This window comes from Sphingomonas sp. URHD0057, assembly GCF_000620665.1.
Taxonomy (GTDB): domain Bacteria; phylum Pseudomonadota; class Alphaproteobacteria; order Sphingomonadales; family Sphingomonadaceae; genus Sphingomicrobium.
The window spans coordinates 60,645-83,211 of sequence record NZ_JIAU01000006.1 but is presented as its reverse complement, the minus strand read 5'-3'; the positions used below and the strand labels follow the sequence as shown (position 1 = coordinate 83,211).

At 66.2% G+C, this 22,567-nt stretch carries 24 protein-coding genes, 1 tRNA gene and 1 pseudogene; 18 read left to right on the top strand and 8 right to left on the bottom strand.

The window, feature by feature from the left end; genetic code table 11:
* From coaD to queA, 3 genes and pseudogenes are all read left to right on the top strand, one after another.
* Positions 1 to 489, top strand: coding sequence for a pantetheine-phosphate adenylyltransferase (gene coaD / locus N539_RS0104340; protein WP_028969288.1), 489 nt, complete (start codon positions 1 to 3; stop codon positions 487 to 489).
* Between the two features lie 56 nt (positions 490 to 545).
* Positions 546 to 1,112: pseudogene (locus tag N539_RS15345) on the top strand (peptidylprolyl isomerase); the annotation flags it as partial.
* Between the two features lie 21 nt (positions 1,113 to 1,133).
* Positions 1,134 to 2,162, top strand: coding sequence for a tRNA preQ1(34) S-adenosylmethionine ribosyltransferase-isomerase QueA (gene queA / locus N539_RS0104330; protein WP_028969287.1), 1,029 nt, complete (start codon positions 1,134 to 1,136; stop codon positions 2,160 to 2,162).
* Positions 2,163 to 2,370: 208 nt separating this feature from the next.
* Here queA and N539_RS0104320 read toward each other — a convergent pair whose 3' ends face one another.
* Positions 2,371 to 3,126 carry a TSUP family transporter gene (locus N539_RS0104320; protein ID WP_231462875.1) on the bottom strand — a complete coding sequence of 252 codons (756 nt, stop codon included), beginning with the start codon at positions 3,124 to 3,126 and terminating at the stop codon, positions 2,371 to 2,373.
* A gap of 46 nt (positions 3,127 to 3,172) precedes the next feature.
* Here N539_RS0104320 and tgt point away from each other — a divergent pair, with 46 nt between their 5' ends.
* A complete protein-coding gene (gene tgt / locus N539_RS0104315) occupies positions 3,173 to 4,330 on the top strand; it encodes a tRNA guanosine(34) transglycosylase Tgt (RefSeq protein WP_028969284.1) in 1,158 nt (385 codons plus the stop codon).
* Between the two features lie 42 nt (positions 4,331 to 4,372).
* Here tgt and yghU read toward each other — a convergent pair whose 3' ends face one another.
* From yghU to N539_RS15335, 3 genes are all read right to left on the bottom strand, one after another.
* The gene (gene yghU / locus N539_RS15340) at positions 4,373 to 5,293 is read right to left on the bottom strand and encodes a glutathione-dependent disulfide-bond oxidoreductase (RefSeq protein WP_051531333.1); all 921 of its coding nucleotides are present in this window, start codon (positions 5,291 to 5,293) and stop codon (positions 4,373 to 4,375) included.
* A gap of 74 nt (positions 5,294 to 5,367) precedes the next feature.
* A complete protein-coding gene (locus N539_RS0104305) occupies positions 5,368 to 6,765 on the bottom strand; it encodes a DEAD/DEAH box helicase (RefSeq protein ID WP_028969283.1) in 1,398 nt (465 codons plus the stop codon).
* 88 nt (positions 6,766 to 6,853) lie between these two features.
* Positions 6,854 to 7,297, bottom strand: coding sequence for a hypothetical protein (locus N539_RS15335; RefSeq protein ID WP_156029752.1), 444 nt, complete (start codon positions 7,295 to 7,297; stop codon positions 6,854 to 6,856).
* 206 nt (positions 7,298 to 7,503) lie between these two features.
* On the opposite strand from N539_RS15335, the gene N539_RS0104295 reads away from it, so the two are divergent.
* Positions 7,504 to 8,295, top strand: coding sequence for a SapC family protein (locus tag N539_RS0104295; RefSeq protein ID WP_028969282.1), 792 nt, complete (start codon positions 7,504 to 7,506; stop codon positions 8,293 to 8,295).
* Between the two features lie 4 nt (positions 8,296 to 8,299).
* Here the strand turns inward: N539_RS0104295 and N539_RS15330 are convergent, their stop codons facing one another.
* Positions 8,300 to 9,091: an N-formylglutamate amidohydrolase gene (locus N539_RS15330; RefSeq protein ID WP_051531329.1), complete on the bottom strand. Its 792-nt coding sequence runs from the start codon at positions 9,089 to 9,091 to the stop codon at positions 8,300 to 8,302.
* Between the two features lie 155 nt (positions 9,092 to 9,246).
* Between N539_RS15330 and cpdR the strand changes: the two genes are divergently transcribed.
* The 3 genes from cpdR (at position 9,247) to N539_RS0104275 (ending at position 10,599) form a co-directional block, all read left to right on the top strand.
* A complete protein-coding gene (cpdR, locus tag N539_RS0104285) occupies positions 9,247 to 9,624 on the top strand; it encodes a cell cycle two-component system response regulator CpdR (RefSeq protein WP_028969281.1) in 378 nt (125 codons plus the stop codon).
* A gap of 84 nt (positions 9,625 to 9,708) precedes the next feature.
* The gene (locus N539_RS15325; protein ID WP_051531328.1) at positions 9,709 to 10,449 is read left to right on the top strand and encodes a winged helix-turn-helix domain-containing protein; all 741 of its coding nucleotides are present in this window, start codon (positions 9,709 to 9,711) and stop codon (positions 10,447 to 10,449) included.
* A gap of 75 nt (positions 10,450 to 10,524) precedes the next feature.
* Positions 10,525 to 10,599, top strand: a tRNA-Val gene (locus tag N539_RS0104275).
* Between the two features lie 54 nt (positions 10,600 to 10,653).
* On the opposite strand, the gene N539_RS0104270 is transcribed toward N539_RS0104275, so the two are convergent.
* A complete protein-coding gene (locus tag N539_RS0104270) occupies positions 10,654 to 11,295 on the bottom strand; it encodes a hypothetical protein (protein WP_231462873.1) in 642 nt (213 codons plus the stop codon).
* Between the two features lie 285 nt (positions 11,296 to 11,580).
* Here N539_RS0104270 and N539_RS0104265 point away from each other — a divergent pair, with 285 nt between their 5' ends.
* The 9 genes from N539_RS0104265 to N539_RS0104225 all read left to right on the top strand — a co-directional run bounded on the left by N539_RS0104265 (position 11,581) and on the right by N539_RS0104225 (position 21,061).
* Positions 11,581 to 12,282: a DUF4129 domain-containing protein gene (locus tag N539_RS0104265; protein WP_028969279.1), complete on the top strand. Its 702-nt coding sequence runs from the start codon at positions 11,581 to 11,583 to the stop codon at positions 12,280 to 12,282.
* A complete protein-coding gene (locus N539_RS0104260; RefSeq protein ID WP_028969278.1) occupies positions 12,279 to 13,496 on the top strand; it encodes a hypothetical protein in 1,218 nt (405 codons plus the stop codon). The genes N539_RS0104265 and N539_RS0104260 overlap by 4 nt, the downstream gene beginning before the upstream one ends.
* Entirely contained in the window at positions 13,493 to 14,449 is a 957-nt protein-coding gene (locus N539_RS0104255) for an AAA family ATPase (RefSeq protein ID WP_028969277.1), read from the top strand. The genes N539_RS0104260 and N539_RS0104255 overlap by 4 nt, the downstream gene beginning before the upstream one ends.
* Positions 14,446 to 15,750: a DUF58 domain-containing protein gene (locus N539_RS0104250; protein WP_028969276.1), complete on the top strand. Its 1,305-nt coding sequence runs from the start codon at positions 14,446 to 14,448 to the stop codon at positions 15,748 to 15,750. The genes N539_RS0104255 and N539_RS0104250 overlap by 4 nt, the downstream gene beginning before the upstream one ends.
* Positions 15,747 to 16,775, top strand: coding sequence for a stage II sporulation protein M (locus N539_RS0104245; protein WP_051531326.1), 1,029 nt, complete (start codon positions 15,747 to 15,749; stop codon positions 16,773 to 16,775). The genes N539_RS0104250 and N539_RS0104245 overlap by 4 nt, the downstream gene beginning before the upstream one ends.
* Positions 16,765 to 17,634 (top strand): RDD family protein, encoded by an 870-nt coding sequence (locus tag N539_RS0104240; protein ID WP_028969274.1) that lies wholly within the window; start codon positions 16,765 to 16,767, stop codon positions 17,632 to 17,634. The genes N539_RS0104245 and N539_RS0104240 overlap by 11 nt, the downstream gene beginning before the upstream one ends.
* A 61-nt stretch (positions 17,635 to 17,695) precedes the next feature.
* Positions 17,696 to 18,034, top strand: a complete 339-nt coding sequence (locus N539_RS0104235; protein WP_028969273.1) for an STAS domain-containing protein — start codon at positions 17,696 to 17,698, stop codon at positions 18,032 to 18,034.
* On the top strand, positions 18,031 to 19,020 hold the full coding sequence (locus N539_RS0104230; RefSeq protein ID WP_231462872.1) for an MBL fold metallo-hydrolase: 990 nt from the start codon (positions 18,031 to 18,033) through the stop codon (positions 19,018 to 19,020). Before N539_RS0104235 ends, N539_RS0104230 begins: the two co-directional genes overlap by 4 nt.
* Positions 18,995 to 21,061: a CHASE2 domain-containing protein gene (locus N539_RS0104225; protein ID WP_081774186.1), complete on the top strand. Its 2,067-nt coding sequence runs from the start codon at positions 18,995 to 18,997 to the stop codon at positions 21,059 to 21,061. Before N539_RS0104230 ends, N539_RS0104225 begins: the two co-directional genes overlap by 26 nt.
* On the opposite strand, the gene N539_RS0104220 is transcribed toward N539_RS0104225, so the two are convergent.
* Both N539_RS0104220 and N539_RS0104215 read right to left on the bottom strand, forming a co-directional pair.
* Positions 21,058 to 21,615, bottom strand: coding sequence for an OmpA family protein (locus N539_RS0104220; protein ID WP_028969270.1), 558 nt, complete (start codon positions 21,613 to 21,615; stop codon positions 21,058 to 21,060). The genes N539_RS0104225 and N539_RS0104220 overlap by 4 nt on opposite strands.
* Before the next feature lie 23 nt (positions 21,616 to 21,638).
* The gene (locus N539_RS0104215) at positions 21,639 to 22,073 is read right to left on the bottom strand and encodes a FecR family protein (RefSeq protein WP_197018337.1); all 435 of its coding nucleotides are present in this window, start codon (positions 22,071 to 22,073) and stop codon (positions 21,639 to 21,641) included.
* A gap of 104 nt (positions 22,074 to 22,177) precedes the next feature.
* Between N539_RS0104215 and N539_RS0104210 the strand changes: the two genes are divergently transcribed.
* Positions 22,178 to 22,540, top strand: coding sequence for an ATP-binding protein (locus N539_RS0104210; RefSeq protein ID WP_028969268.1), 363 nt, complete (start codon positions 22,178 to 22,180; stop codon positions 22,538 to 22,540).
* Positions 22,541 to 22,567 lie beyond the last annotated feature (27 nt).

The window sequence follows — 22,567 nt, the reverse complement described above, 5'->3', positions numbered from 1 at the left end:
ATGAAGATCGCGGTCTATCCGGGGACGTTCGATCCGGTCACGCTCGGGCATCTCGATATCATCCGGCGCGGGGCGCACATCGTCGACAAGCTGGTGATCGGGGTCACCACCAACCCGTCCAAGGAACCGATGTTCACCGTCGCCGAGCGGATGACGATGGTGAAGCGCGAAGTCGCTGGCATCCCCGGCAACATCGACGTGGTCGAGTTCGATTCGCTGCTGATGGATTTTGCCGAGGCCCAGGGTGCGGAGGCGATCCTGCGTGGCCTGCGGGCGGTCGCGGACTTCGAATATGAGTTCCAGATGGCCGGAATGAACCAGAAACTGAACGACAATATCGAGACCGTCTTCCTGATGGCCGACGTGTCGTTGCAGCCGATCGCATCCAAATTGGTCAAGGAAATCGCCCGCTATGGCGGATCGATCGACAGCTTCGTGACGCCCGCGGTCGTCGAAGACGTCCGGCGACACCTGAACGGTAGCCATTAAGGCTGGCGTCAGCCGCGTCGCCGCACTAGGCGGATCGGCATTCCCCGGGGAGCTCTATGTCCACTAAGTTTCTGTACGCGCTGCCGTTCGCGGCATTCGCGCTGATTGCCGCCAAGCCGGCGCCGTTCGTCGCGCCGCCGCTGCCGAGCATGGCCGCGCCGCCGCAAGTTGTCGCCGACCCCAACAACAAGCTGACGCTCGTGCTGTCGAATGGCGGGACGGTCGTGATCCAGCTGCGCCCCGATCTTGCTCCCAACCATGTCCAGCGGATCCAGACGCTGGTCGGCCAGGGCTTCTACAACGGGCTCACCTTCCATCGCGTGATCGCGGGCTTCATGGCGCAAGGCGGCGATCCCAAGGGAACGGGCGAGGGCGGCTCGACGCTTCCGGATCTCAAGGCCGAGTTCACCGAAATGCCGTTCCTTCGCGGCACCGTGGCCGCCGCCCGCGCTGCGTCCGACGACAGTGCGAACAGCCAGTTCTTCATCATGTTTCTTCCCAACCGCACCCTCGAGCATAATTACACGGTCTTCGGCCGGGTGATTTCGGGCATGGACGCGGTCGACAAGATCGCGCCGGGCGAGCCGCCGCCCGAGCCGACCAAAATTGTGAGCGCGCACCTCGGCGTCTAATGCTCGGGCGCGATGCGCCTGTCCGACTTCGATTTCGAGCTTCCCGCCGAGCGCATCGCGCTGAGGCCGGCGCGCCCGCGCGATTCGGCACGGCTTCTCGTCGTTCGTGGCTCTGAGACGTCCGACCGCTCGGTGCGCGACCTGCCGGAGCTGCTGGAGCCTGGCGACGTGCTGGTGTTCAACGACACCAAGGTCATCCCCGCGCAGCTCGAAGGGCGGCGCGGGGACGCGAGCATCGGCGCCACCTTGCACAAGCGCGAAGGCCCACGCGACTGGCAGGCATTCCTGCGCAACGCCAGACGGGTGCGGCCGGGCGATACCATCGAGTTCGGCGAGCGGGTCAGCGCCTCGCTGGTCGCGAAACATGAGGACGGGTCGGGCCTGCTCCATTTCCTCGGCGACGAGCCGGTCGAGCTCCTGCTCGAACGAGCGGGGCGGATGCCGCTGCCGCCCTACATCGCGTCGCGGCGGGCGGTCGATGAAGCCGACCGCAGCGACTATCAGACGATGTTCGCCCGCGAGGAAGGCGCCGTCGCCGCGCCGACGGCGGCGCTGCACTTCACGCCCGAGCTGATCGAGGCGCTGCAGGCGCGCGGCATCGGGCGCGAGGTGCTGACCCTCCACGTCGGCGCGGGCACCTTCCTTCCGGTCAAGTCGGAGAGGATCGACGAGCATAAGATGCATGCCGAATGGGGGCGCATCGACGCGGCGACGGCGGACCGGCTGAACGCGGCGCGGGCGGAGGGACGGCGCTTGATCGCCGTCGGCACAACGAGCCTGCGCCTGCTCGAAAGCGCCGCCGATGAGCGCGGCACCATCCACCCGTTCGAGGGCGACACTGCGATCTTCATCACGCCGGGCTATCGCTTCAAGGCGATCGACGGCCTCATCACCAACTTCCATCTACCCAAGTCGACGCTGTTCATGTTGGTCAGCGCGCTGATGGGCCTCGACGTCACGAAGGCGGCCTATGCCCACGCGGTCGCCGAGCAATACCGCTTCTTCAGCTATGGCGACGCGAGCTTGCTGCTGCCGCGCTAGTTGTTTGCGAGCCAGGCGTCGCTGCACATCAAAATGAGCTCACGTCTCGCCGCGTGGTCGCTGAGGTGCGCTTGAACGGCTTCGCGATCTTCCGCAGGCAAGCGCCGGATGATTTCCGAAACGCTTCGGTAATGCCCCGATCGAGCCAGAGCGAACGCGCGCTCGATCGGTGGTGTCTCTGACATCCGCTTTCCTTAGCGCCAAAGCGTCACCCCGCGAAATAGCCCCACAGCAGCTTGACCGTGAGCGCCAGCGAGATCGTCACCAGCAGCGGGCGGATGAGGCGCGCGCCCAGTTTGAGCGCGCTGTGGCTGCCGAGCCAGCCGCCGATCATCGCGCCGACCGCCATGCACAGGCCGAGCAGCCACAGCATGTGGCCGCCGAGCGCGAACAGCAGCACGCTGGCGACGTTGCTCGAGAAGTTGAACAGCTTGGTAACCGCGGTCGCCTTGGTCAGGCCGTAACCCCGTAAGCCGACGAGGGTAGTCGAGAAGAAGGTGCCGGTGCCGGGGCCGAAGAAGCCGTCGTAGAAGCCGATCGCCGAGCCGATCGGGGCATAGCCTTTCGACGTCGCGCGATGATGCGCATCCTCGTCGCTCATCCGCGGCGACAGCAGGATGTAGAGCGCGGAGGCAACCAGCAGCACGGGGATAATCAGGTTGAGCAGACGCGTCTGGATTAGCTGGACCACCAGCGCGCCGAGGACCGCGCCACTGAATACGAGAGCGACCGTGAGGCGGTTCGGGCGCCACTCGATCAAGCCCGAGCGCCAGTAATTGCGCAGCGCGACGCCGGTTCCGAACACCGATTGCAGCTTGTTGGTGCCGAGCGCCTGGAGCGGGGCGGCGCCGGCGAAGAACAACGCCGGCATCATGATCAGCCCGCCTCCCCCGGCAATGGAATCGACGAACCCCGAAACGACGGCGACCCCGGTCATGATGGGATAGGCGAGGGGATCGATCACGGCGCGGATGTAGCCGCGAGGATTCCTCACCGCTAGGAGCGCGTCCGTGACCCGCTTTGCCTTCACGATTTCCGCGACCGATGGCGCCGCGCGCACCGGCACCATCGCGATGCGGCGCGGCGAGATCCGGGCGCCGGCGTTCATGCCGGTCGGGACCGCGGCGACGGTCAAGGCGATGCGCCCCGAAGAGGTGCGGGCGTCGGGCGCCGACATCATCCTCGGCAACACTTATCACCTGATGCTCCGCCCCGGCGCCGAGCGCGTCGCGAAGCTCGGCGGGCTGCACAGTTTCATGGGCTGGGACCGGCCGATCCTGACCGACAGCGGCGGCTATCAGGTGATGAGCCTTAGCGAACTGACCAAGGTGACGGAGGAGGGGGTCGCCTTCGCCAGCCATCTCGACGGGTCGCGCCATATGCTCTCGCCGGAGCGCTCGATCGAGGTGCAGCGCCTGCTCGATAGCGACATCGTCATGCAATTCGACCAGCTGGTGCCGACGACCTCTACGCCGCAGGCGCAGCGCGAGGCGATGGAGCGCTCGATCCGCTGGGCGAAGCGCAGCCGCGCGGAATTCGACCGCGGCGGCGAGCATGGCGGGCGAGCCGCCATTTTCGGCATTCAGCAGGGTGCGCTCGACGAGACGCTGCGCCGGGCGTCAAGCGATGCGCTGATCGACATCGGGTTCGACGGCTATGCCGTCGGCGGCCTTGCGGTGGGAGAAGGGCAGGAAGCGATGCTCGGCTGCCTCGATTTTGCGGTCGGCATGCTGCCCGCCGACAAGCCGCGCTATTTGATGGGCGTCGGCAAGCCCGACGACATCGTCGAGGCGGTGATGCGCGGTATCGACATGTTCGACTGCGTGCTGCCGACCCGCTCGGGCCGCACCGGCCAGGCGTTTACCGCCGACGGTCCCCTCAACCTCCGCAACGCGCGCTTTGCCGAAGACGCCGACCCAATCGAGCCTGGGTGCCCGTGCCCGGCCTGCGCGACCTTCAGCCGCGCCTACGTCCATCACCTGGTCAAATCGGGCGAGATCCTCGGCGCGATGCTGATGACCCAGCACAATCTGTGGTTCTATCAGCGATTGATGCAGACATCGCGCGACGCGATCAAGGAGCAGCGGCTGCAGTCGTTCGCCGGTGAGTTCCTGGCGCGGTATCGTACTCCTGCGAAGGCAGGAGCCCAGTCCGGCGAAGCCGCTTAAGCGCTTCGCGCGTCTGGGCCCCTGCCTCCGCAGGGGCACGGTTTAGATCGCGTCGTCGCTGACCGCGGCGGCATCTTCCAGTTCCGGGGTCAGCGGAACCTTGTCCTCGGTCCGCAGATCGAAGTCGCTGGCGTCGTGGCGCTCGTGCAATTGCTCGCTTTCGTCGCCGGTCATCTTGTTGACGATGCGGCCGCGCTTGACCGCCGGGCGAGCGTCGATCGCCTTCGCCCAGCGCATGACGTGCTCATACTCATGAGTCGCGAGGAATTCGTCGGCCCCGGCGTAGGACCGGCCGAGCGCGACACCGCCGTACCACGGCCAGATGGCGATGTCGGCGATGCTGTAGTCCGCGCCCGCGATATATTCGTTCTCGGCAAGACGACGATTGAGCACATCGAACTGCCGCTTGGCTTCCATCGAATAGCGGTTGATTGGATATTCCTGCTTGGTCGGCGCGTAAGCGAAGAAGTGGCCGAAGCCGCCTCCGAGGAAGGGTGCGCTGCCCATTTGCCAGAACAGCCAGGACAGGGTCTCGGCGCGCTCGGGGCCCGACTTGGGGAGGAATTCCCCGAACTTCTCGGCGAGATAGACGAGGATGGCGCCGGATTCGAACACGCGCACCGGCTCGGGCCCGCTGCGGTCGACCAGGGCAGGGATCTTCGAATTGGGGTTGATGGCGACGAAGCCGCTGCCGAACTGGTCGCCTTCGCCGATGCGGATCGGCCAGGCGTCATATTCGGCGTCCGTGTGCCCCCTGGCGAGCAGCTCCTCGAACATGATGCCGGCTTTTTGGCCGTTCGGCGTGGCGAGGGAATAAAGCTGGAAGGGATGTTTGCCGACCGGCAGCTCGGCGTCGTGCGTAGCGCCGGCGATCGGGCGGTTGATATTGGCGAACTGGCCTCCGCTCGGCTGTTCCCAGGTCCAGACTTTCGGCGGAACATACTCGGTCGTGTCGTCGGTCATGGGGATTCCTTCGCTGGCCAGCCGACGAAGGAGCTAGGGAGCGCCGCCAGCGCTTTCCAGTGTCAGCGCTGTGCCTAGCTTGCGCGGTGGGACAGGAAGCTGGGGAGCGGGCCGTTCCACTCGCTTTGCATGTCCTCGACCACGGGCGAACGTTCGGCCGGTGGTTCCTGTGTCTTCGCCGGCGCGGGCTTCGCTTTGGGCTCGGGCGCCGGCTTTCTGGCCTCGCGCGGCTCGGGCGCTGGCTCTCTGGTCTCGCGCGGCTTGGGCGCAGGCCTTCTGTCCTCGCGCGGTTTGGTCGCCTCCACCGCTTCTTTCGTTTCGCGGGCTCTGGGCGATTCGGCGGGCGTCGCTTGGTCTTCCGCCGTCCCCACCCGGGTGATCTTGTGGCCGATCAGCTTCTCGATCGCGGCTACCGCCTCGCGGTCCTCGCGGGTGGCCAGTGTGATGGCGATCCCGGTCAAGCCGGCGCGGCCCGTGCGGCCGATGCGATGGATGTAATCGTCGGGCTGCCACGGCACGTCGAAGTTGATCACGTGGCTGACGCCTTTGACGTCGAGCCCGCGCGCGGCGACGTCCGAGGCGACGAGGATGTTGATCTCGTCCTTCTTGAACCGGTCGAACTCGGCGATGCGATCGGACTGGTCCATATCACCCTGGATCTGGCCGACCGAGAAGCCCGAGCGCTTGAGGCTTGAGGCCAGCTCGCGGACGGTGGTCTTGCGGTTGGAGAAGACGATCGCGTTCCTGAATTCCTCGTGACGCAGGATGTCGCGCAGCGCGTCCTTCTTCTTGTCGCCGCGAACTTCGACCAGCCGTTGCTCGATGTTGACGTTCGCGGTGGCCGGCCGCGCGACTTCGATCCGCTTGGGATCGGTGAGGAATTTCGCGGCGAGCTTCTGGATCGGCGGCGGCATCGTCGCCGAAAAGAGCAGGGTCTGGCGGCTCTTCGGAAGCTTGGAACAGATTTCCTCGATGTCCGGGATGAAGCCCATGTCGAGCATCCGGTCGGCTTCGTCGATCACCAGCAGCTTGCAGTCGGTGAGCATGATCTTGCCGCGGCCGAACAGGTCCATCAGCCGCCCCGGCGTCGCTATCAGCACGTCGACTCCCTTTTCTAGCGCCTTCACCTGGTCGCCCATTTGAACACCGCCCATTAGCAGCGCCATCGAAAGCGGGTGGTACTTGCCGTATTTCTCGAAATTCTCCGACACCTGCTGCGCCAGCTCGCGCGTCGGCTCGAGGATCAGCGAGCGCGGCATACGCGCCCGGCTCCGGCCTTCGTGCAGGATGTCGATCATCGGCAGGACAAACCCGGCCGTCTTGCCGGTCCCGGTCTGGGCGATGCCGACCAGGTCCTTGCCCATCAGAACCGAGGGGATCGCCGCCCGTTGGATCGGCGTTGGCTCGCCATAGCCGCTGTCAGCGACCGCGCGAAGCAATTCATCAGAAAGGCCGAGATCGGCAAAAGACATTCAAAATCCGGAAGATAGAGTTATGCGGCGGCACTGCGTCAAAGCGCGGCAACCAAGCCTCAGCTATTTGAGGCCGCAGCCCGAAAAGTCAAGGAATCTGGCGTTTCAGGCGCGGCACGAGGCGCCGGAAGCTGCCGATTGTGCAACTTCCCCCGATCCGCGAATGGACCACATCGCGGCCGGCGCACAGCTTGCCGTCCCGCGGCTGCAGGTAGAAGTTGCCGTAATAATCGAGTGCCGGGCAGTCCTCATCGAATTCAGCCCGAACTCGCGCTCCGCGGGCGAAGACGAAATCGACACGTTCGGGCCCCGACAGCAGCGCGCGCCGGATGTTCTCGACGGGGATGCATTTAAGGCCCGCTCCCTCGATCCACTCGATCTGCGCCATCATCGGCCGGGGCTGGAGCGGGACCCGCCAAACTACCGTCTGCTCGACGACCATGCGGGTGATGGTCTGGGGCGCCGGCCCGCTCTGCACGGCGAACAAAGCCAGCAGGAACGGCCACACGCCGAACATCGTCCCAGGAGTCACGCTGTCCCCGCCATCTCGAGGCCGGGCTTCGCAGCGGTGCGTTGAATGATCAATGAACTGATCCGCAAGGCGAATGCACCAAGCGGAGGCAGCCCCGCGGCTTGCGGAATCGAGGCGAGGCCAATAGAGGCGGCTCGCACTGCTTATCGGCAGGCCTGCGCTGCTCGTCCAAAGCCGTAAGCCCGCCCCCCAGGAGAGAAATCAGGATGGCGACTGCCGCCCAGAACCCACAGCTGCCGCTTTTCTATCAGACGCTCGAGCCGGTCAACGTCACCCAGCATGGCACCATGAAGGTCCGCACCATGCTCAAGATGGGTCAGATCGGTCAGACCCATGCAATTCCGGTAACCGTCGACGAATTCGGTCTCGCCCAGCGCCACTATCCGATCGTCTTCTCGATCGGCGACAATCCCGTCCCGATCGCGCTGATGGGCCTCAACGAGGGCGTCAACGTGTTCCTCGACGAAGACGGCCGCCCGCGCGAGCAGGGCATTTACATCCCGGCCTATATCCGCCGCTATCCGTTCATGCTGGCCCGGCTGCGCCCGGACACCGACGAGCTGTCGTTGTGCTTCGACCCGACCGCCGATGCGGTCGGCGATTTCGAGGAGGGCCAGGCGCTGTTCGACGGCGATCAGCCGAGCGATGCGACCAAGGCGATCCTGCAGTTTTGCGAGCAGTTCGAGGCCGCCGGCCAGCGCACCGGCGCCTTTGTCGAGGAGCTCAAGACGAGCAACCTCCTGATGGACGGCGAAGTTGCGATCCAGCCGGAAGGGTCCGACCAGCCCTTCATCTACCGCGGCTTCCGCATGATCGACGAAGACAAGCTGCGCGACATGCGCGGCGACGAGCTGCGCAAGATGAACCAGAACGGCATGCTCGCGCTGATCTTCGCTCACCTCTTCTCACTGAGCCAGATGCGCGAAGTGTTCGGGCGGCAGATGCAGCTGGGCAAGGCGCCGGTACCGGTTCCGCAGCCCGTGACGACCGACGCCTGACGCTCTATTCGGCCGCCGTCGCGAACTGGTGGCGGCCGAGCAAGGCTTCGCCGAGGCCAATTGCGAGCGCCTCGATCAGGCCGGCGGCTTGGTCGAATCCCGGGCCCGGCGCGGTGAGCCTGGCGTCGAGATAGCAGCTGCGGTCGATCTCGATCTGAAGCGCGTGGACGCCGTGTGCCGGGCGCGCGTGGCGCTCGATGACGTGGCCGCCGGCAAACGGGTCGTTGAGCCCCGCCGCGAAACCACAGCGGTCGGCAATGGCCAACGCTTCCTGGCTCAGCCAGGCATCCGCGGTGCGGCCGCGACGGTCGCCGAAGATCACCGAAGCGATCCCCGCCGCGGGCGGTGGCATCGAATGACAATCGAGCAGAAGCGCGCAGCCGAAGCGGTCGAGCAATAGCGACAGTTCGTCCGCGATCGCCTGGTGATAAGGCCGGTGCGCCTGGTCGAGCCGCGCATCGAGCTGCGCGGGACTGATCGCGCGGCGCCACAGGAAACCATGTTGAAGCGTTCGCGCGGGAACGATGCCGAGCCCGCCGCGCGCCCGCGCGGTCACCCGCGACCGGCGCGCGCCATCGATCACGGACGGGTCGACTTCGTCCTCGGCGCGATTGCAGTCGACCGCTGCGCGTGGCGCCTGGGCAATGATTGCCCCAACACCCTTGCCGACCGCGCGCCACACCAGGCGGTCCACCAGTGGGTCTTCCAGCGCTGTCAGCGATGGCCGTCCCGCCGCGGCCATGTCGATCAGCCAAGCGGGATAGTCGCGGCCCGAATGCGGAACCGAGAGCAGCACCGGCAATGGCCCGCGGGCCGGGTGCGCGACTGGAGGAGGGAGGGGCGTCACGGTTAAAATTCGTGCCAGTTTAGGACTCGCCTTGAGGCGCTGCAACGCACGAATGTGTTATTCGCTTCTGGCAAAACGCAATCGATCAGAGCATACACATGGCCATGGCGAGAATCCTTCTAGCCGAAGACGATACGTCGATGCGCGAGTATCTGCAGCGTGCGCTGCAGCGGGTCGGTTATGACGTCCAGGCCGTCGGCTGCGGCACCGAGGCGATGCCGCTGCTCGAGACCGAGCGCTTCGACCTGTTGCTGACCGACATCGTGATGCCGGAGATGGACGGCATCGAGCTGGCCCAGAAAGCGAGCGCGATCGACCCGTCGATCCGCGTCATGTTCATCACCGGCTTCGCCGCCGTCGCGCTTCAGGGCGGCCGCACCGCGCCGGAGGCCAAGCTCCTCTCCAAGCCGTTCCACTTGAAAGACCTCGTCATGGAGGTCGACCGGATGTTCCAGACGGAGGACCAGCACGGGCAGCTTTAGGCCTGCCGCCGTCTCTACCTTTCTGGAAGTCCGATTCAGAGCCAATCTCGCCGCCCGCGCACTGCTCCGCTATGGGCATCAGTCATGAATCTCGTCAGCGACATCGGCGGTCACCGCATTGGCGAGTGGCGTTTCCACCCCGCGGCCGGCGAGCTCAGGCGCCGGTCCGAGGTCCGCCGGCTCGAGCCGCGCGCCGCGAAGACGCTCGAGCTGCTGTGCGCCGCGCGCGGCGGCGTGGTTACGCACGAACAACTGATCCAGGAAGTATGGAGCGGCCGCTCGCTGTCGGAAAACAGCGTCGCCGTGGTGGTCGGGCAGCTGCGGCGCGCTCTCGATGACGACGCTCGCGACGCCAAGCTGATCGAGACGATCCCCAAGCGGGGCTATCGCCTGATCGGCTCCGCTTCCGCACCCGCTTCGAGGCCGGCGCGCTGGCGCGTGATCACCGCTACGGCCGTTGCCATCCTCGTCGGGATCGGCGCCGTGCTCGCGGTACGCTCGATGACCTCCCGGCCCGATATCGCGATGACCGACATCGCCAACCAGACCGGCGACCCGCGGTACGATCCGCTGGCGCGGGCGACGAGCGAGCTGATGCTGGCCGAGCTCAGCAAGCGCGGCTTCGATGTTGAGCGCGACACCCGGGGACACATGTCGATTACCGGCAAGCTCGTGATGTGGAGCGGCGAGCCCTACCTCGGGGTGTCGGCGACCGATGCGAATGGCGTCGTGCGCTGGTCGGCCATGACCAGAGGGACGCCCGACGCCGTCCCGGCGGGCCTTCGGGTCAAGCTTGACGAGTTCCAGCGCACGGTCCGGAGATAAGCGCCCGCTCCGGGTTGCGCGGCCGCGAGGCTGCCTCTACATGCCCAGCCTTCCGGCCATGGCCGTACCCCGGGTGGGCGTGTAGCTCAGTGGTAGAGCACTGTGTTGACATCGCAGGGGTCGCAAGTTCAATCCTTGCCACGCCCACCATTTTTATCTCGCAAAATCAGTAGTTTAATATGGCAGTCCAGATCCGCCCTGGATTTAGGCGAACACCGCTTCGAGATTGTCGACGCTCGAGCCTTCCTTCCATTGGCGCAGCTCGACGTACAGCGAGGGTTGAAGAGTTCCCCAGAGCGTATTGAAAACGGTGCCGAGGACAACGCTGCCGATGACGTTCGCGACGCTGATGCCAGAGGTGGCGGTGGCGGGATTGTACGTCGCCAGGCCGACGAGGCCAAAGACGATCGACAGCAGCCAATAAGCCACGCCCAGAACGAGGAACAGGCCGAAGATTTTCCAGCGTGCGCCCTTGGTCAGTTCCGCGCTGCGGCCGAATGCGGCGAACACCCCGGTTCGTTCGATCACCAGCGCCGGAACCGCGACCGCCCACATCGTCAACAGAATGAATCCGGGGACGAGCAACAGGACGAAGCCGAGCCCCACACCGAGGGAGAAGAGGATACTCAACCCGATCAGGGGAGCAACCACTCCAAGAGCGCTCGACAGGCTTTCGCCGAAGGTGGCGCGACGGCCTTCGTTGGCGGCCACCGTGGCGCGGGTCAGCGCCGCTTGAACGAGCGTCGCGATGATCAAGCTGATCAGGGTGGACAGCATCACCGCCGCAAAAAAGCCCCGAAACGAAAAAGCGCCGCTGCGCAGGGCCTCCGGCGAGGTCAGGCCCATTTGAAAGAACAGCCAGGTCATCAGCAACCCGGGTAAAGCGCCAATCACCAGCGCCAGCCCAAGCACCACGACGGGGTTGAACGCGATCGCCGAAAAGGCGCGCTGAAACACGCGGCCAACCGACATCCGGCGATCTTCGTAGACAGACGCTGCAGTCGACATCGGAAAAATCCCCCTGATTTAGGGCCAAAAGTTGCGGGATGGCGAGCCGTCTGTCCAGCGATTTTCGCGGGCTTGCGCCACGCCGTGCGGCAGCTATCCCTTGAGGGCCGCAAAGGGGGGTGCGTGACCAGCGACAATGTTCAATCGGCCGCCGCAGGAGCCGACCGGTTCGCTCAAGCCTATCGCGCCCTTCGCGCCGACCCGTCGGTGCAGTTCAACCTTGCGCCGCCGCCGCCGACGCCGACACCTCCCGCCTGGCTCGCGGCTTTCTTCGACTGGCTCGGCAAGGGGTTCGCGCCGATTGGCCGCTTCTTCAAATGGATTGTCAGCTTCCTCCCCGACGCTCCCTATGCGCGAATCCTGCTTTGGAGTGTCGTCGCGATCGCTGCCGCGGCGCTGCTGTGGGCGCTCTACAACCGCCTTCGGTATGGCGTATGGCGCCTCCGCCTGCCGAGGCTGACGGCGCCGCACGAGATCGCGGAGCAGGACGAGTGGCGGCCCGAGGAAGCGGGGGCTCGTTCGTGGCTGGAGGAGGCCGACGGTCTGGCCCGTGACGGCCGCTTCGCCGAAGCGATCCACCACCTGCTGTTCCGGTCGGTCGAAGATATCGCCCGCCGCCGCCCGCTGCTCGTGAAGCCGGCGCTGACCAGCCGAGAGCTGGCCGCCTCGAACGGCATTCCCGGCACGGCCCGCGGCTTGTTCGCTTCAATCGCGGCGCTGGTCGAGCGGAGCCTGTTTGGCGGACGCGCGGTCGGCGAACGCGACTGGCTGGAGGCCCGCCATGCCTATGCCGATTTCGCGCTCGCGGCCGCCTGGCGGCCATGAGCGACTTTCCCGTGCATCCCGATCGCGGCCCGCACGGGCCGTTCAACAGCAACGCCATGCTGACGATTATCGGAGTCGGCGTTGTCGCCTTCATCGCCATGTTGATCCTTGGCGCCTATGCCCCCGACCTGCGCTCGGGAAAGAACGGCGGCGCCCACGCGCTTTCCAACGGAGCAATCGGCTACAGCGGGCTCGTCCGCCTGGTCCAGGAGACCGGCCGCAACCCGGTGATCGTTCGGTCCGAGCAGGATTTGGGCAGCGAGGACCTCGCCGTGGTCACCCCTGAAAGCGGCTCGACCGACCTCTCCGGGATCCTCGCCGCTCGCGGCCCCCGGGCGACTTTGCTGGTCCTCCCGAAATGGGCCGCAGTGGCGGACCCGACCCATCCCGGCTGGGTTCGCATCCGCCAGCTCGTCTATCCCCAGGATCCGGAAACTGTCCTGGCGCCGGGCATCAAGCTGGCGATCGCGCGATCGCGGGGACGTGGACAGCGGCTGAGGGCGGTCGGGCTAGGCAGCCCAATGCACGCCGCGTTCCTCGCGCCTGCCGTCGTCCAGACAATGTCCGGCGAGGCCATCGAGCCGATGATCGTTACGTCCGACAATCGCATCGTCCTGGGGCGCGTGCGCAAGAGCGCGCTGTACGTGCTCAGCGATCCCGACCTCATCAACAATCACGGCATGGGGGATATGCGGCAGGCGCGCGCCGCCCTCGATCTCCTCGATATGCTGAACAGCACTGGCGCCAGCTCGATCCTGTTCGACGTCACCGCGAACGGCCTGGGACGGTCGCGAAGCCCGCTCAAGCTCGCCTTCGACCCGCCGTTTCTCTCGGTCACGCTGACCATCTTCGTGGCGATGCTCCTTGCCGGCTGGCAAGCGCTGGTGCGCTTCGGTCCGATCCACCGGGCCGAGCGGGCGATCGCGTTCGGCAAGGCCGCCCTGGTCGACAACAGCGCGGCGCTCGTCCGCCGGGCGGGCCGGGAAGCGCAGCTCGGCGGCCGTTACGTTCAGCTCATCCGCGATCGCGCGGTCGCGCTGTTCCAGCTTCCGCCGACGCTTGACGAGGTGACGTTGGACACGCGGCTCGAAGCGCTCAACGCGCGCCGCAGCTTCGCCGCCGCGGCGGCGGCCGCGCGCTCCGCCGACGACCGCAGCCAGCTGGTCGCCGCCGCAAAATCCCTCAATCGCTGGCTGACGGAGGTGCAGGAGTGAACGTCGACGAAGTGCAAAAACTGGCCGAAGCGGTCAAGGGCGAGATCGCCAAGGCCGTAGTCGGCCAGGACTCGACCATCGAATTGATGCTGGTCGCGCTGTTCGCGGGCGGGCACATCCTGCTCGAAGGACCGCCGGGAACCGCCAAGACGCTGCTTGCGCACAGCTTTGCCCGCGCCGTCGGTCTCGATTTTGGCCGGATCCAGTTCACTCCCGACCTGATGCCTGCCGACATCATTGGCGCCAACCTGTTCAACTTCCAGACGTCCGCCTTCAGCCTCACGCGCGGCCCGATCTTCACCGAGCTGCTGCTGGCCGACGAGATCAATCGCACTCCGCCCAAGACCCAGGCGGCGCTGCTCGAAGCAATGCAGGAGCGGCAGGTCACCATCGACGGCGAAAGCCATCAGCTGAGCGCTCGCTTCACGGTCGTCGCGACCCAGAACCCGATCGAGCAGCAAGGTGTGTACCCACTCCCCGAGGCGCAGCTCGACCGCTTTCTGTTCAAGCAGACGGTCGGGTATCCCACGCTCGACGAAGAGCGGAAGATCATCAGCGCGCACGGCGCCCATAAGACGGCCATGGAGCCCGAGGCCTGGGGCGTCGAGCAAAAAGCCGATTCGGCCCGGATTAGCGCGGCCATCGATGCCGTCGGAGAGATCCGGCTGGTGGAGGAAATTGTCGACTATGTCGCGGCCCTGATCCGCGGGACGCGCGAGAATCCCGAGCTTCAGTCGGGCGCGAGCCCTCGGGCCGGGGCCATGCTGGCGGGAGCGGCGCGGGCACGCGCCGCGCTCGACGGCCGCGACTTCGTCATCCCAGACGATGTGAAGACTCTCGCTCCGGCGCTGCTGAGGCATCGCATCATCCTGTCCTCCGCGGCCGAGATCAACGGCCGCAAGGTCGAGGACATCGTGCACGGCATCATCGAAGCGATCGAGGCGCCGCGTTGATCTATCCGACGCGGCTGGCGGTCCTGGCGACGGCGGGCGGCGCGCCGCTCGCACTCGCTTTGGCCGCGGTTGCTCCGGGGCGCTGGTACCTCGCTCTCGCCTGGCCGCTTGCCATCGCCCTGATGTGCGGTCTCGACGCGCTGCGCGGTGCGGGCGCGGCCGCCGCTGTCGTCGATCTTCCCGGCCATGCCTATGTCGGGGAGGTCCGCGATTGCGCGGTGACGGTCGAGGTCGGCAGCCGGCCTCGCGCGGCGTGGGTGTCGCTCGATTCGTCGCCGCTCATCGGCATGGAGGACGACGGACGGGCAAGGGTGCCGCTCGACGCCGGGCGCGGCGCGATTCTTCTCTCGCTGACCATGCTTCGGCGCGGTGCCGCCCGCGTCGAGCATTTGTGGCTTCGCTGGACGGGGCCGTTGGGGCTCGTCTGGCGGCAAGCCACCGTGGACCTCCGGGCGGGCTTCCCGGTCCTGCCCGACCTTCGTCCGGTTCACGAGCAGGGCGCGCGGGTCTTTCAGCGTTTCGCCCTGGAGGGCCTGCTGTTGCAGCTGAGCCGCGGTGAAGGATCGGATTTCGACGCCCTGGTCGATTTCCGCCAGGGAATGGATCGCCGGACCATCGATTGGAAGCAATCGGCGCGCCACACCAAGTTGCTCGGCAAGCAATATCGGACCGAGCGCAACAGTCAGATCGTCTTCGCCATCGATACCGGGCGGCAGATGTGCGAGCCGGTCGCTGGGCTGGCGCGGGTCGACCGATGCGTTTCGGCGATGCTGTTGACCGCCTGGATCGCGCTCAAGCTCGGTGACCGCGTCGCCCTCAACGCCTTCGATTCCCGCCCCCGGCTATCGAGCGGCTTCGTCTCGGGGGGCGGCGCGTTCGGCGAGCTTCAGCGGCTCGCCGCCGATATCGATTACAGCTCGGACGAGACCAATTACACATTCGCGCTGACCTCGCTCGCGTCGCGGCTGACTCGCCGCTCGATGATCATCCTCTTCACGGAGATCACCGACGCGATCTCCGCCGACTTCATGGTCCGGGCGTTGCACCGGCTGGTCGAAACCCATCTCGTGCTGGTCGTGGTGCTGCGCGACGAAGAGCTCGAAACAATCGCGTCGGCCTCGCCCGAGAAGGCGGACGACGTGACTCGCGCCGTCACCGCGGCGGCGCTGTTGAAGGACCGCCGGCTAGTCATCTCCCGTCTTCGCCATCTCGGCGTCCACGTCGTCGAAAGCGACTATGACAAGGTCTCGGATCAGCTGGTGCTGAGCTACATCGACCTTAAGAAAAGGGACCTGCTGTGAACGCCCCGCTGGTCGGCGAGGCGGATGCGCGGCCGCTCGTCAATGCGACGCGCTTCCGGCAGGGGCATGCGGCCGACTGGGAGCGGCTCGAGCAGATCGTCAACCGGATCGAAAAGCGGTCGATCCGCTCGCTGAGCAATGACGACCTGCTCGCGCTTCCGGGTCTTTATCGAACCACCTTGTCATCGCTGTCCGTCGCCCGCGACACGTCGCTCGACCGCGCGCTCGTCACATATCTCGAGCGGCTGTCGACGCGGGCCTACTTCCAGATCTACGGCGTACAGACGCCCGTATGGCGGCAGCTCGCGGGTTTCTTCGCACGCGACTGGCCGCAGGCCGTCCGCGACCTTTGGCGCGAGACGCTGTTCTGCGTTCTGCTGACCGGTGGCGCCGCGCTCCTCGCCTACTTCCTCGTCCGCGCGGACCCGAGCCTGTTTTACAGCATGATCCCGCAAGGCCTTGCCGACGGACGCGATCCGTCCGCCACCGCCGATTTCCTCCGCAACACGCTCTATCAGAAGCAGGAGGACTGGCTCGCAACGTTCGCCGCCTTCCTCTTCACCCACAACAGCCAGATCGCCATTTTCGCCTTCGCGCTCGGCTTCGCCTTCGGCGTACCGACGGTGCTTTTGATCCTCTACAACGGCCTCACGCTCGGTGCCTTCTTCGCGGTCTTCGCCAGCAAAGGCTTGGGACTCAATGTGCTCGGCTGGCTGATGATTCATGGCACCACCGAGATTTTCGCCATCTGCATCGCTGGCGCGGCGGGTCTGCGCATCGGCCTCGCGATTGCCTTTCCGGGCACGGCATCGCGCATGGATGCGGCGGTCCGCGCCGGACGGCTCGCCGCGACGGCGGTCGGCGGGACGGTGATCATGCTCGCGGTTGCCGGGCTCCTCGAGGGAATTGGCCGCCAGACCGTCAACGCGGACGGTCTGCGGATGCTGATCGGCGGGGCCGTCCTCCTCGGCTGGCTCGCCTATTTCTACGCGCTGCCCTCGGCGAGGCAGGCCCGTGGCGACTAGGGCGACCACGCCGAAAAGCCTTCGGCGTACGTTCATCACGCCGGAGGGCGTCGACCTGCGCCTTGAGCTTGGCTCGGCGGGAAGCAGGGCGGCCGCCTTCATCATCGACCTGATCATCATGGTGGTCGTGCTGGTCGTGGCGACGCTCGGCCTGCTCTATTTGTTCGGCGCGAGCCTGGGCGGGAAGAGCGGCTCGATCGCCGCTCAAATCATCGTCGCGATCTGGCTGATCGGCTTCTTCATTCTCCGCAACGGCTGGTTCTCGCTGTTCGAGATGGGCGGCCGCGGCGCGACTCCGGGCAAGCGGTTGCTCGGGCTGCGGGTCGTGGCGCGCGACGGTGCCCGGCTTACCGGGTCCGCCGTGATCGCCCGCAATGCCATGCGCGAGATCGAGGTGTTCCTGCCGCTGTCCTTTCTCGGCGATCAAGTCGGCGAGGGAACCGCGGACACCTTTCTCATCATCTTTGCTCTGGTGTGGAGCGGCATCTTCCTGTTCTTCCCGCTGTTCAACCGCGACCGGCTGCGCGTTGGCGACCTCGTCGCCGGGACCTGGGTGGTGCAGGCCGAAAAAGGTGGATTGTCCGAGGACCTGGTCGGAAGCGCCGTCCGGGCGAGGCGAACATTCTCCAAGGCCGCGCTGGAACTGTACGGCGTATACGAGCTGCAGACCCTTGAAGACGTCCTGCGCAAGGAGAACCCCGACGCAATCGCGACCGTCGCGCGGATGATTCGGGCGAAGGGCGATATTGTCGACGACGGCGACGACTACGGTTTCCTGTCCGATTATTATGCCGCGCTGTGCGCGCATCTGGAGGCCGGGCTGATGGTCGGCCGGCGGCGCGACAGCAAATTCGCATGACCCCCTCGACCCATTGCCATGCCGGAAGCCGGCGCAGTATCATCCGCAGGGGAGGGCGATCATGGAGGCCACATACCTTCGCTCGGGTGACGCGCTGATCGTCGGTCCCGTCGGGCGCGTGGACGAAGCCACCTGGAAGGACTTCGACAATCACCTTGCGACGGGCGTGCTGCGGGCATCGCGCGAGGCGCTCGACACGCTGATCGTCGATCTCTCGCGGGTCGATTATATGTCGTCGCGCGGCCTGCGGGCACTGACGGTCGCGCGGCAGCAGGCCAGGGCGGTCGACGTCGCGATCCGGCTTGCCGCGCCGAACGACGTGATGCGCGAGATCCTCGCGATCAGCCGATACGACAAGCTGTTTCCGGTCGATGATGCGGTTCCGGGGACCGGCGCTTGACCGACCCAAGGAGTGGCGACCCGATCGCCGTACGTTTCTGGGGGACGCGCGGAACGCTTCCGGTTTCCGCCACCGCCGGCCAGGTCCGAAGCAAGATCGTCAACGTCCTGATGGCGGCCAGCGGTCGGAGCCTTGCCAATCGCGACGAGGCGGCGCGGTTCATCGACGAGGAACTCTATTTCGCCGCCGCCGCGACCTATGGCGGTGCGACCAGCTGCGTCGAGCTGGATTGCGGCGAGCAAGCCTATTTTATCTGCGACATGGGGAGCGGGCTCCAGGAAGTCGGCCGCGATGCAGTGCGGCGGAGCCGGTACGGGCGGCCGAGGAAATACAATTTCTTCCTTTCCCACCTGCATCTGGATCACATCATCGGCTTCCCGTCATTCCAGCCCGCCTACGATCCCGAATCCGAGATCGTGATCCATTCCTGCCATGAGGAGGCCGAGCAGGCGCTCCGCCGGCAGCAGGACGAGACCTTCTTTCCGGTTTCGTTCGACCGCCTCGGGGCCAACATTCGCTTCGTTACCCTGCAACCCGGCGAGGAGGTTGAGATCGACGGCCTCCGCGTGGCGACGATGGCCCAGCATCATCCGGGTGGGAGTTTCGGCTATCGCTTCCAGGATCGCGCCGGGCGCGCAATCGTCTACAGTACCGACAGCGAGCACAATATCGACGACATGGACAAGGAGGCGGCGTTCGTCCGCTTCTTTGAGGACGCCGACCTGGTCATTTGCGACACCATGTATTCGCTCGCCGAGACCAGCTCGACGAAGGAGCATTGGGGCCATTCTAGCAACGTCGTCGCGATCGACCTCTGCCATCAGGCGCGGGCCAAGCGTCTGGCACTGTTCCACCACGATCCGCTGCATGATGACGATGTCATCCAGCGGCTGCACGATGACAGCATCCGTTACGAGACGCTGACTCGCGACGGCCCGCCGCTCGAGGTGCTGTGCGCCTATGACGGACTTGAAGTCGCCATCTAGGCCCAAGCGCCGCGGCAGCCGGGTCTGGCCCGCCTGGGCGGCGATGGTCGTTCTCGCATTGCTGATTTCGCTAGCGACCGGGCACCAGACGCGGCGGATGCTATTCGACGGCTGGCAGAGGCTCAGCCCGCGGCCGATCACGGCCCCGAACGTTCGCGTCGTGCTGATCGACGGCGAAAGCCTGACATTGGTCGGGCCGTGGCCGTGGCCGCGCTACTATCTGGCGCGGCTGACGGAGGACATCGCCAAGCAGGGCGCAAAGGTCATCGGTTTCGACGTGCTGTTCCCCGAGCCGGACCGGGTGAAGCCCGAGCTGTTCGCCAAACTCTATCCAGAGCTCAGCGTCAGTGCCGCAAGCGAGGTCTCGGCCCTGCCGTCAATGGACCAGCTGTTCGGCCAAGTCCTCGGCCAGGCGCCTGTGGTCATTGCCCGGGCCGGTGCCTCGGAAGGTGTCCGCGACGGCAAAGCGCTGGCGGTCGACGCGCAAATCACCGGCGCCCTGCCGCGGCGGATCGACTCTTGGCCGGCCGCGATCACGGCCATCCCGGAGCTGGAAGACGTCGCGCTGGGCCATGGGCTGGTCAACGGTCCGCCGGATTCCGACGGCACGGTTCGCGGCGTTCCGCTGGTGATGCGGGTCGCCGGCCGGCCAATGCCTGGATTGGCGCTGGAGCTGGCCCGCCTCGCCCTCGACGCCGAGGGTGTTCGATTGTCACCCAACCAGCTCGGTCTCGCGGGGCGTCGGATCCCGATCGATGCGCGAGGCCGGATGGCCTTCCGGTTCGGCGCCTTCCCCAATCGGAATATCGTGTCGGCCGCCGATGTCCTCCAGCACGCGCTTCCGGACGATTACTTCCGGGGCAAGATCGTCCTGGTTGGACTTGCGGCGGAGGGCACCGCCGATATCGTCTCGACCCCCTTGGCGGCGGAAAATTTCGGTGTGGTCGTTCAGGCCGAGGCGGTCGATTCGATTCTTGGCGGCGGATGGCTGTCCCGACCGCTATGGGCGGACGCGGTCGAATGGGCGGTAGCGATCGCCCTCGCCTTGCTCGCGCTTGCCGCCGCGTGGGGCGGGAGAGCGCCCAGAGTCGCGCTTGCCACGGCCTTCGTTGCGATACCCATCGCGAGCTGGCTCGCCTTCGATCGCCTGTCGCTGCTTATCGACGCCGCGCGGCCACTGGAGATCGGCGCCGCCGCGCTCGCCGGCGTGGTGATCGGCTTGTTCGCCGACTCCCGGCGCGATCGGGAAAAGCTCCGCGAGGCGCTGCTCCAGGGGCAAATGGCGGCGGCCAGGACGGAAGGCGAGCTCGAGGCGGCGCGTGAGATCCAGATGAGCATGGTGCCGCCACGCTCGGCGCTCGCCGCGGTCGATCCGCGCCTCGATGCCGATGCGCTGCTTGAGCCGGCGCGGCTGGTCGGCGGCGATCTGTACGACCTTGCGCGGCTCGACCGTGATCGCGTCGGCTTCCTGATCGGCGACGTGACGGGCAAGGGTGTGCCCGCGGCGCTGTTCATGGCCATGTCGAAAGCGCTGACCTCATTCGTGCTCAGCCGCCAGAATGCCGACCTCGGCGGCGCGGTCGCGAGCGTCAACGAGGAGCTGCTTCGCGGCGGCGCCGAGGCCCTCAGCGTCACCATGATCATCGGCATCATCGATCTTCGCAGCGGCGCCGTGTCGCTGGTGTGCGCGGGGCATGAGGACCCGATCATCCTGTCCGCCGACGGCAGGGCCGAAACCCATCGCCTGGACGGCGGCCCCCCGCTTGGGCTGGTGGATTTTTCCTATCCCGTCGAGGAGCTCAGCCTGTCAGCCGGAGATACGCTGCTGTTGGTGACCGACGGGATCACCGAAGCGCAGGACCGCGCCGACGCGCTTTACGGACGCGAGTACGTCGTCGCGGAGGCGAGCCGCAAGACCGCAAGCGCGGCGGAATTGTGCGAGAGGCTACGGGACTCGGTGCGCGCGTTCGAGGGGGGCATCGAGCCGACCGACGATTTGACGGTGATGGCGCTTCGTTACCTGGGCCCGGACGCGGGCTAACGAACGATCACTTCGACGCGCCGGTTGACCGGACTGCCGACATTGTCGGCGGTCGGCACTCTCAATTCGCGTTCGCCGCGCCCGACCGCGCTCATGATCGACCGCTCGAAGCCCTTGCTTGCGAGGAGATTGAGAATCTCCTCGGCGCGCTTCTGCGACAAAGCGTCATTGTCTTCGTCGCTGCCCACCGTGTCCGTGTGCCCGGTCACTTGAACCTCGGCGCCGGGCCGCTTGGCGATCTCGGCCCGGATGTCCTCGACGACCGGAGTGGAGTCCGGGGTCATCTCGGTCCCGCCCTGGAGAAAATAGAGCGTGAAGCTCTTCGGCGGCGGGGGCAGGTCGCTGACCAGCGCCGCTTCCGCCGGCTTGAGCGCGCCGACCGGCCGAATGGAAGGCACCGCCCCGCCGAGCGTCGCCCGGCTATTCGCTTCGCCGACGATCGTCTCGCCCGCCTTGCCGCCGGATTCCAAAATGGCGACCTGGCCGTGCCCGCCATCCTCGTCGGGCAGGAGGACCATCGAGGAATGCGCGCAACCCGCGAGGGAAATCAGCAAGCAGGCCGCGAAGCCCGCACGCCTCACTTGGGGACCTCGACGAGGAACCGCGTCCCGCGCACGCCCAGCAGCGAGTTGGGCGTTCGCACCTTCATCGCATCGTGCCCCGACTTGGCGATCTTGCCCGATACGACGGCGAGCGAGCCGCGATCGACCTGGGTGAGGAAGGTGCCCTGCTGCCTGGTCTTCTCATATTCGAACTTGCTGACCGAGATGCGGCTGTTGGGGCCGACCGCGAAGCGGGTATTGTCGACGAACGTCAGGCTGATGCGGCCGTCCTTGCCGGTAACGAGCCAATCGCCGGCGTTGAGGTCCTGGCCCGTCTTGGCGGGGATCTGGTTCGCGCCGCGCTGTACGCTTGCCGCGCCGCTGCTGGACTTGACCCGAGCGATCTCGGCGAAGGCTGGCGAGGCGACCAGCGCGATGCATGAAACCAGGAAAAGCGACCGGCCAATCATCGTCTATCTCCCACCCCAATTGCGTTCATGTCATACCCAAGGACGTGGCGGGGCGCGAATCAAGTCAAAAGCCGTTAACTTTCGCCCTCTCGGGGCCGGGGGCCGTGCATGACTCGGTTGCCGAGGCACATGCGTTCGCCGACGCTGCCGGGATCGACCACGCGACCAGGTCGCGCCTGGCGATCGTGGTCGAGGAACTGGTGACGAACCTCTACGACCATGGGGAATTGGCGCCCGACGAGGTTTTCGAACTCGAGCTGTCGGTCACTGCGGACGAAGTGCGCCTGGCATTAAGGGCGCCCGGGAAGCGCTTCGATCCGACGTCTTCGATTGTCCAAGGTCCGTCCCAGGCTGCCGGCGCGGGGGCTGGCTTAAAGCTCGTGAAGGCGTGGAGCACGCATCTCGAGCACGACTATGCGGACGGGCGCAATCGTCTGGTGGTCATGTTGCCGATCGGCGGCCGCTGACGATTCTCGCGGCATCGTCGCGGAAAG

Coding starts and splice junctions, on each gene's coding strand:
- coaD (WP_028969288.1), top strand. CDS start 1: ATGAAGATCGCGGTCTATCCGGGGACGTTCGATCCGGTCACGCTCGGG.
- queA (WP_028969287.1), top strand. CDS start 1,134: ATGCGCCTGTCCGACTTCGATTTCGAGCTTCCCGCCGAGCGCATCGCG.
- yghU (WP_051531333.1), bottom strand. CDS start 5,293: ATGACCGACGACACGACCGAGTATGTTCCGCCGAAAGTCTGGACCTGG.
- N539_RS0104305 (WP_028969283.1), bottom strand. CDS start 6,765: ATGTCTTTTGCCGATCTCGGCCTTTCTGATGAATTGCTTCGCGCGGTC.
- N539_RS0104295 (WP_028969282.1), top strand. CDS start 7,504: ATGGCGACTGCCGCCCAGAACCCACAGCTGCCGCTTTTCTATCAGACG.
- cpdR (WP_028969281.1), top strand. CDS start 9,247: ATGGCGAGAATCCTTCTAGCCGAAGACGATACGTCGATGCGCGAGTAT.
- N539_RS15325 (WP_051531328.1), top strand. CDS start 9,709: ATGAATCTCGTCAGCGACATCGGCGGTCACCGCATTGGCGAGTGGCGT.
- N539_RS0104270 (WP_231462873.1), bottom strand. CDS start 11,295: ATGGGCCTGACCTCGCCGGAGGCCCTGCGCAGCGGCGCTTTTTCGTTT.
- N539_RS0104260 (WP_028969278.1), top strand. CDS start 12,279: ATGAGCGACTTTCCCGTGCATCCCGATCGCGGCCCGCACGGGCCGTTC.
- N539_RS0104235 (WP_028969273.1), top strand. CDS start 17,696: ATGGAGGCCACATACCTTCGCTCGGGTGACGCGCTGATCGTCGGTCCC.
- N539_RS0104225 (WP_081774186.1), top strand. CDS start 18,995: ATGACGGACTTGAAGTCGCCATCTAGGCCCAAGCGCCGCGGCAGCCGG.
- N539_RS0104215 (WP_197018337.1), bottom strand. CDS start 22,073: ATGATTGGCCGGTCGCTTTTCCTGGTTTCATGCATCGCGCTGGTCGCC.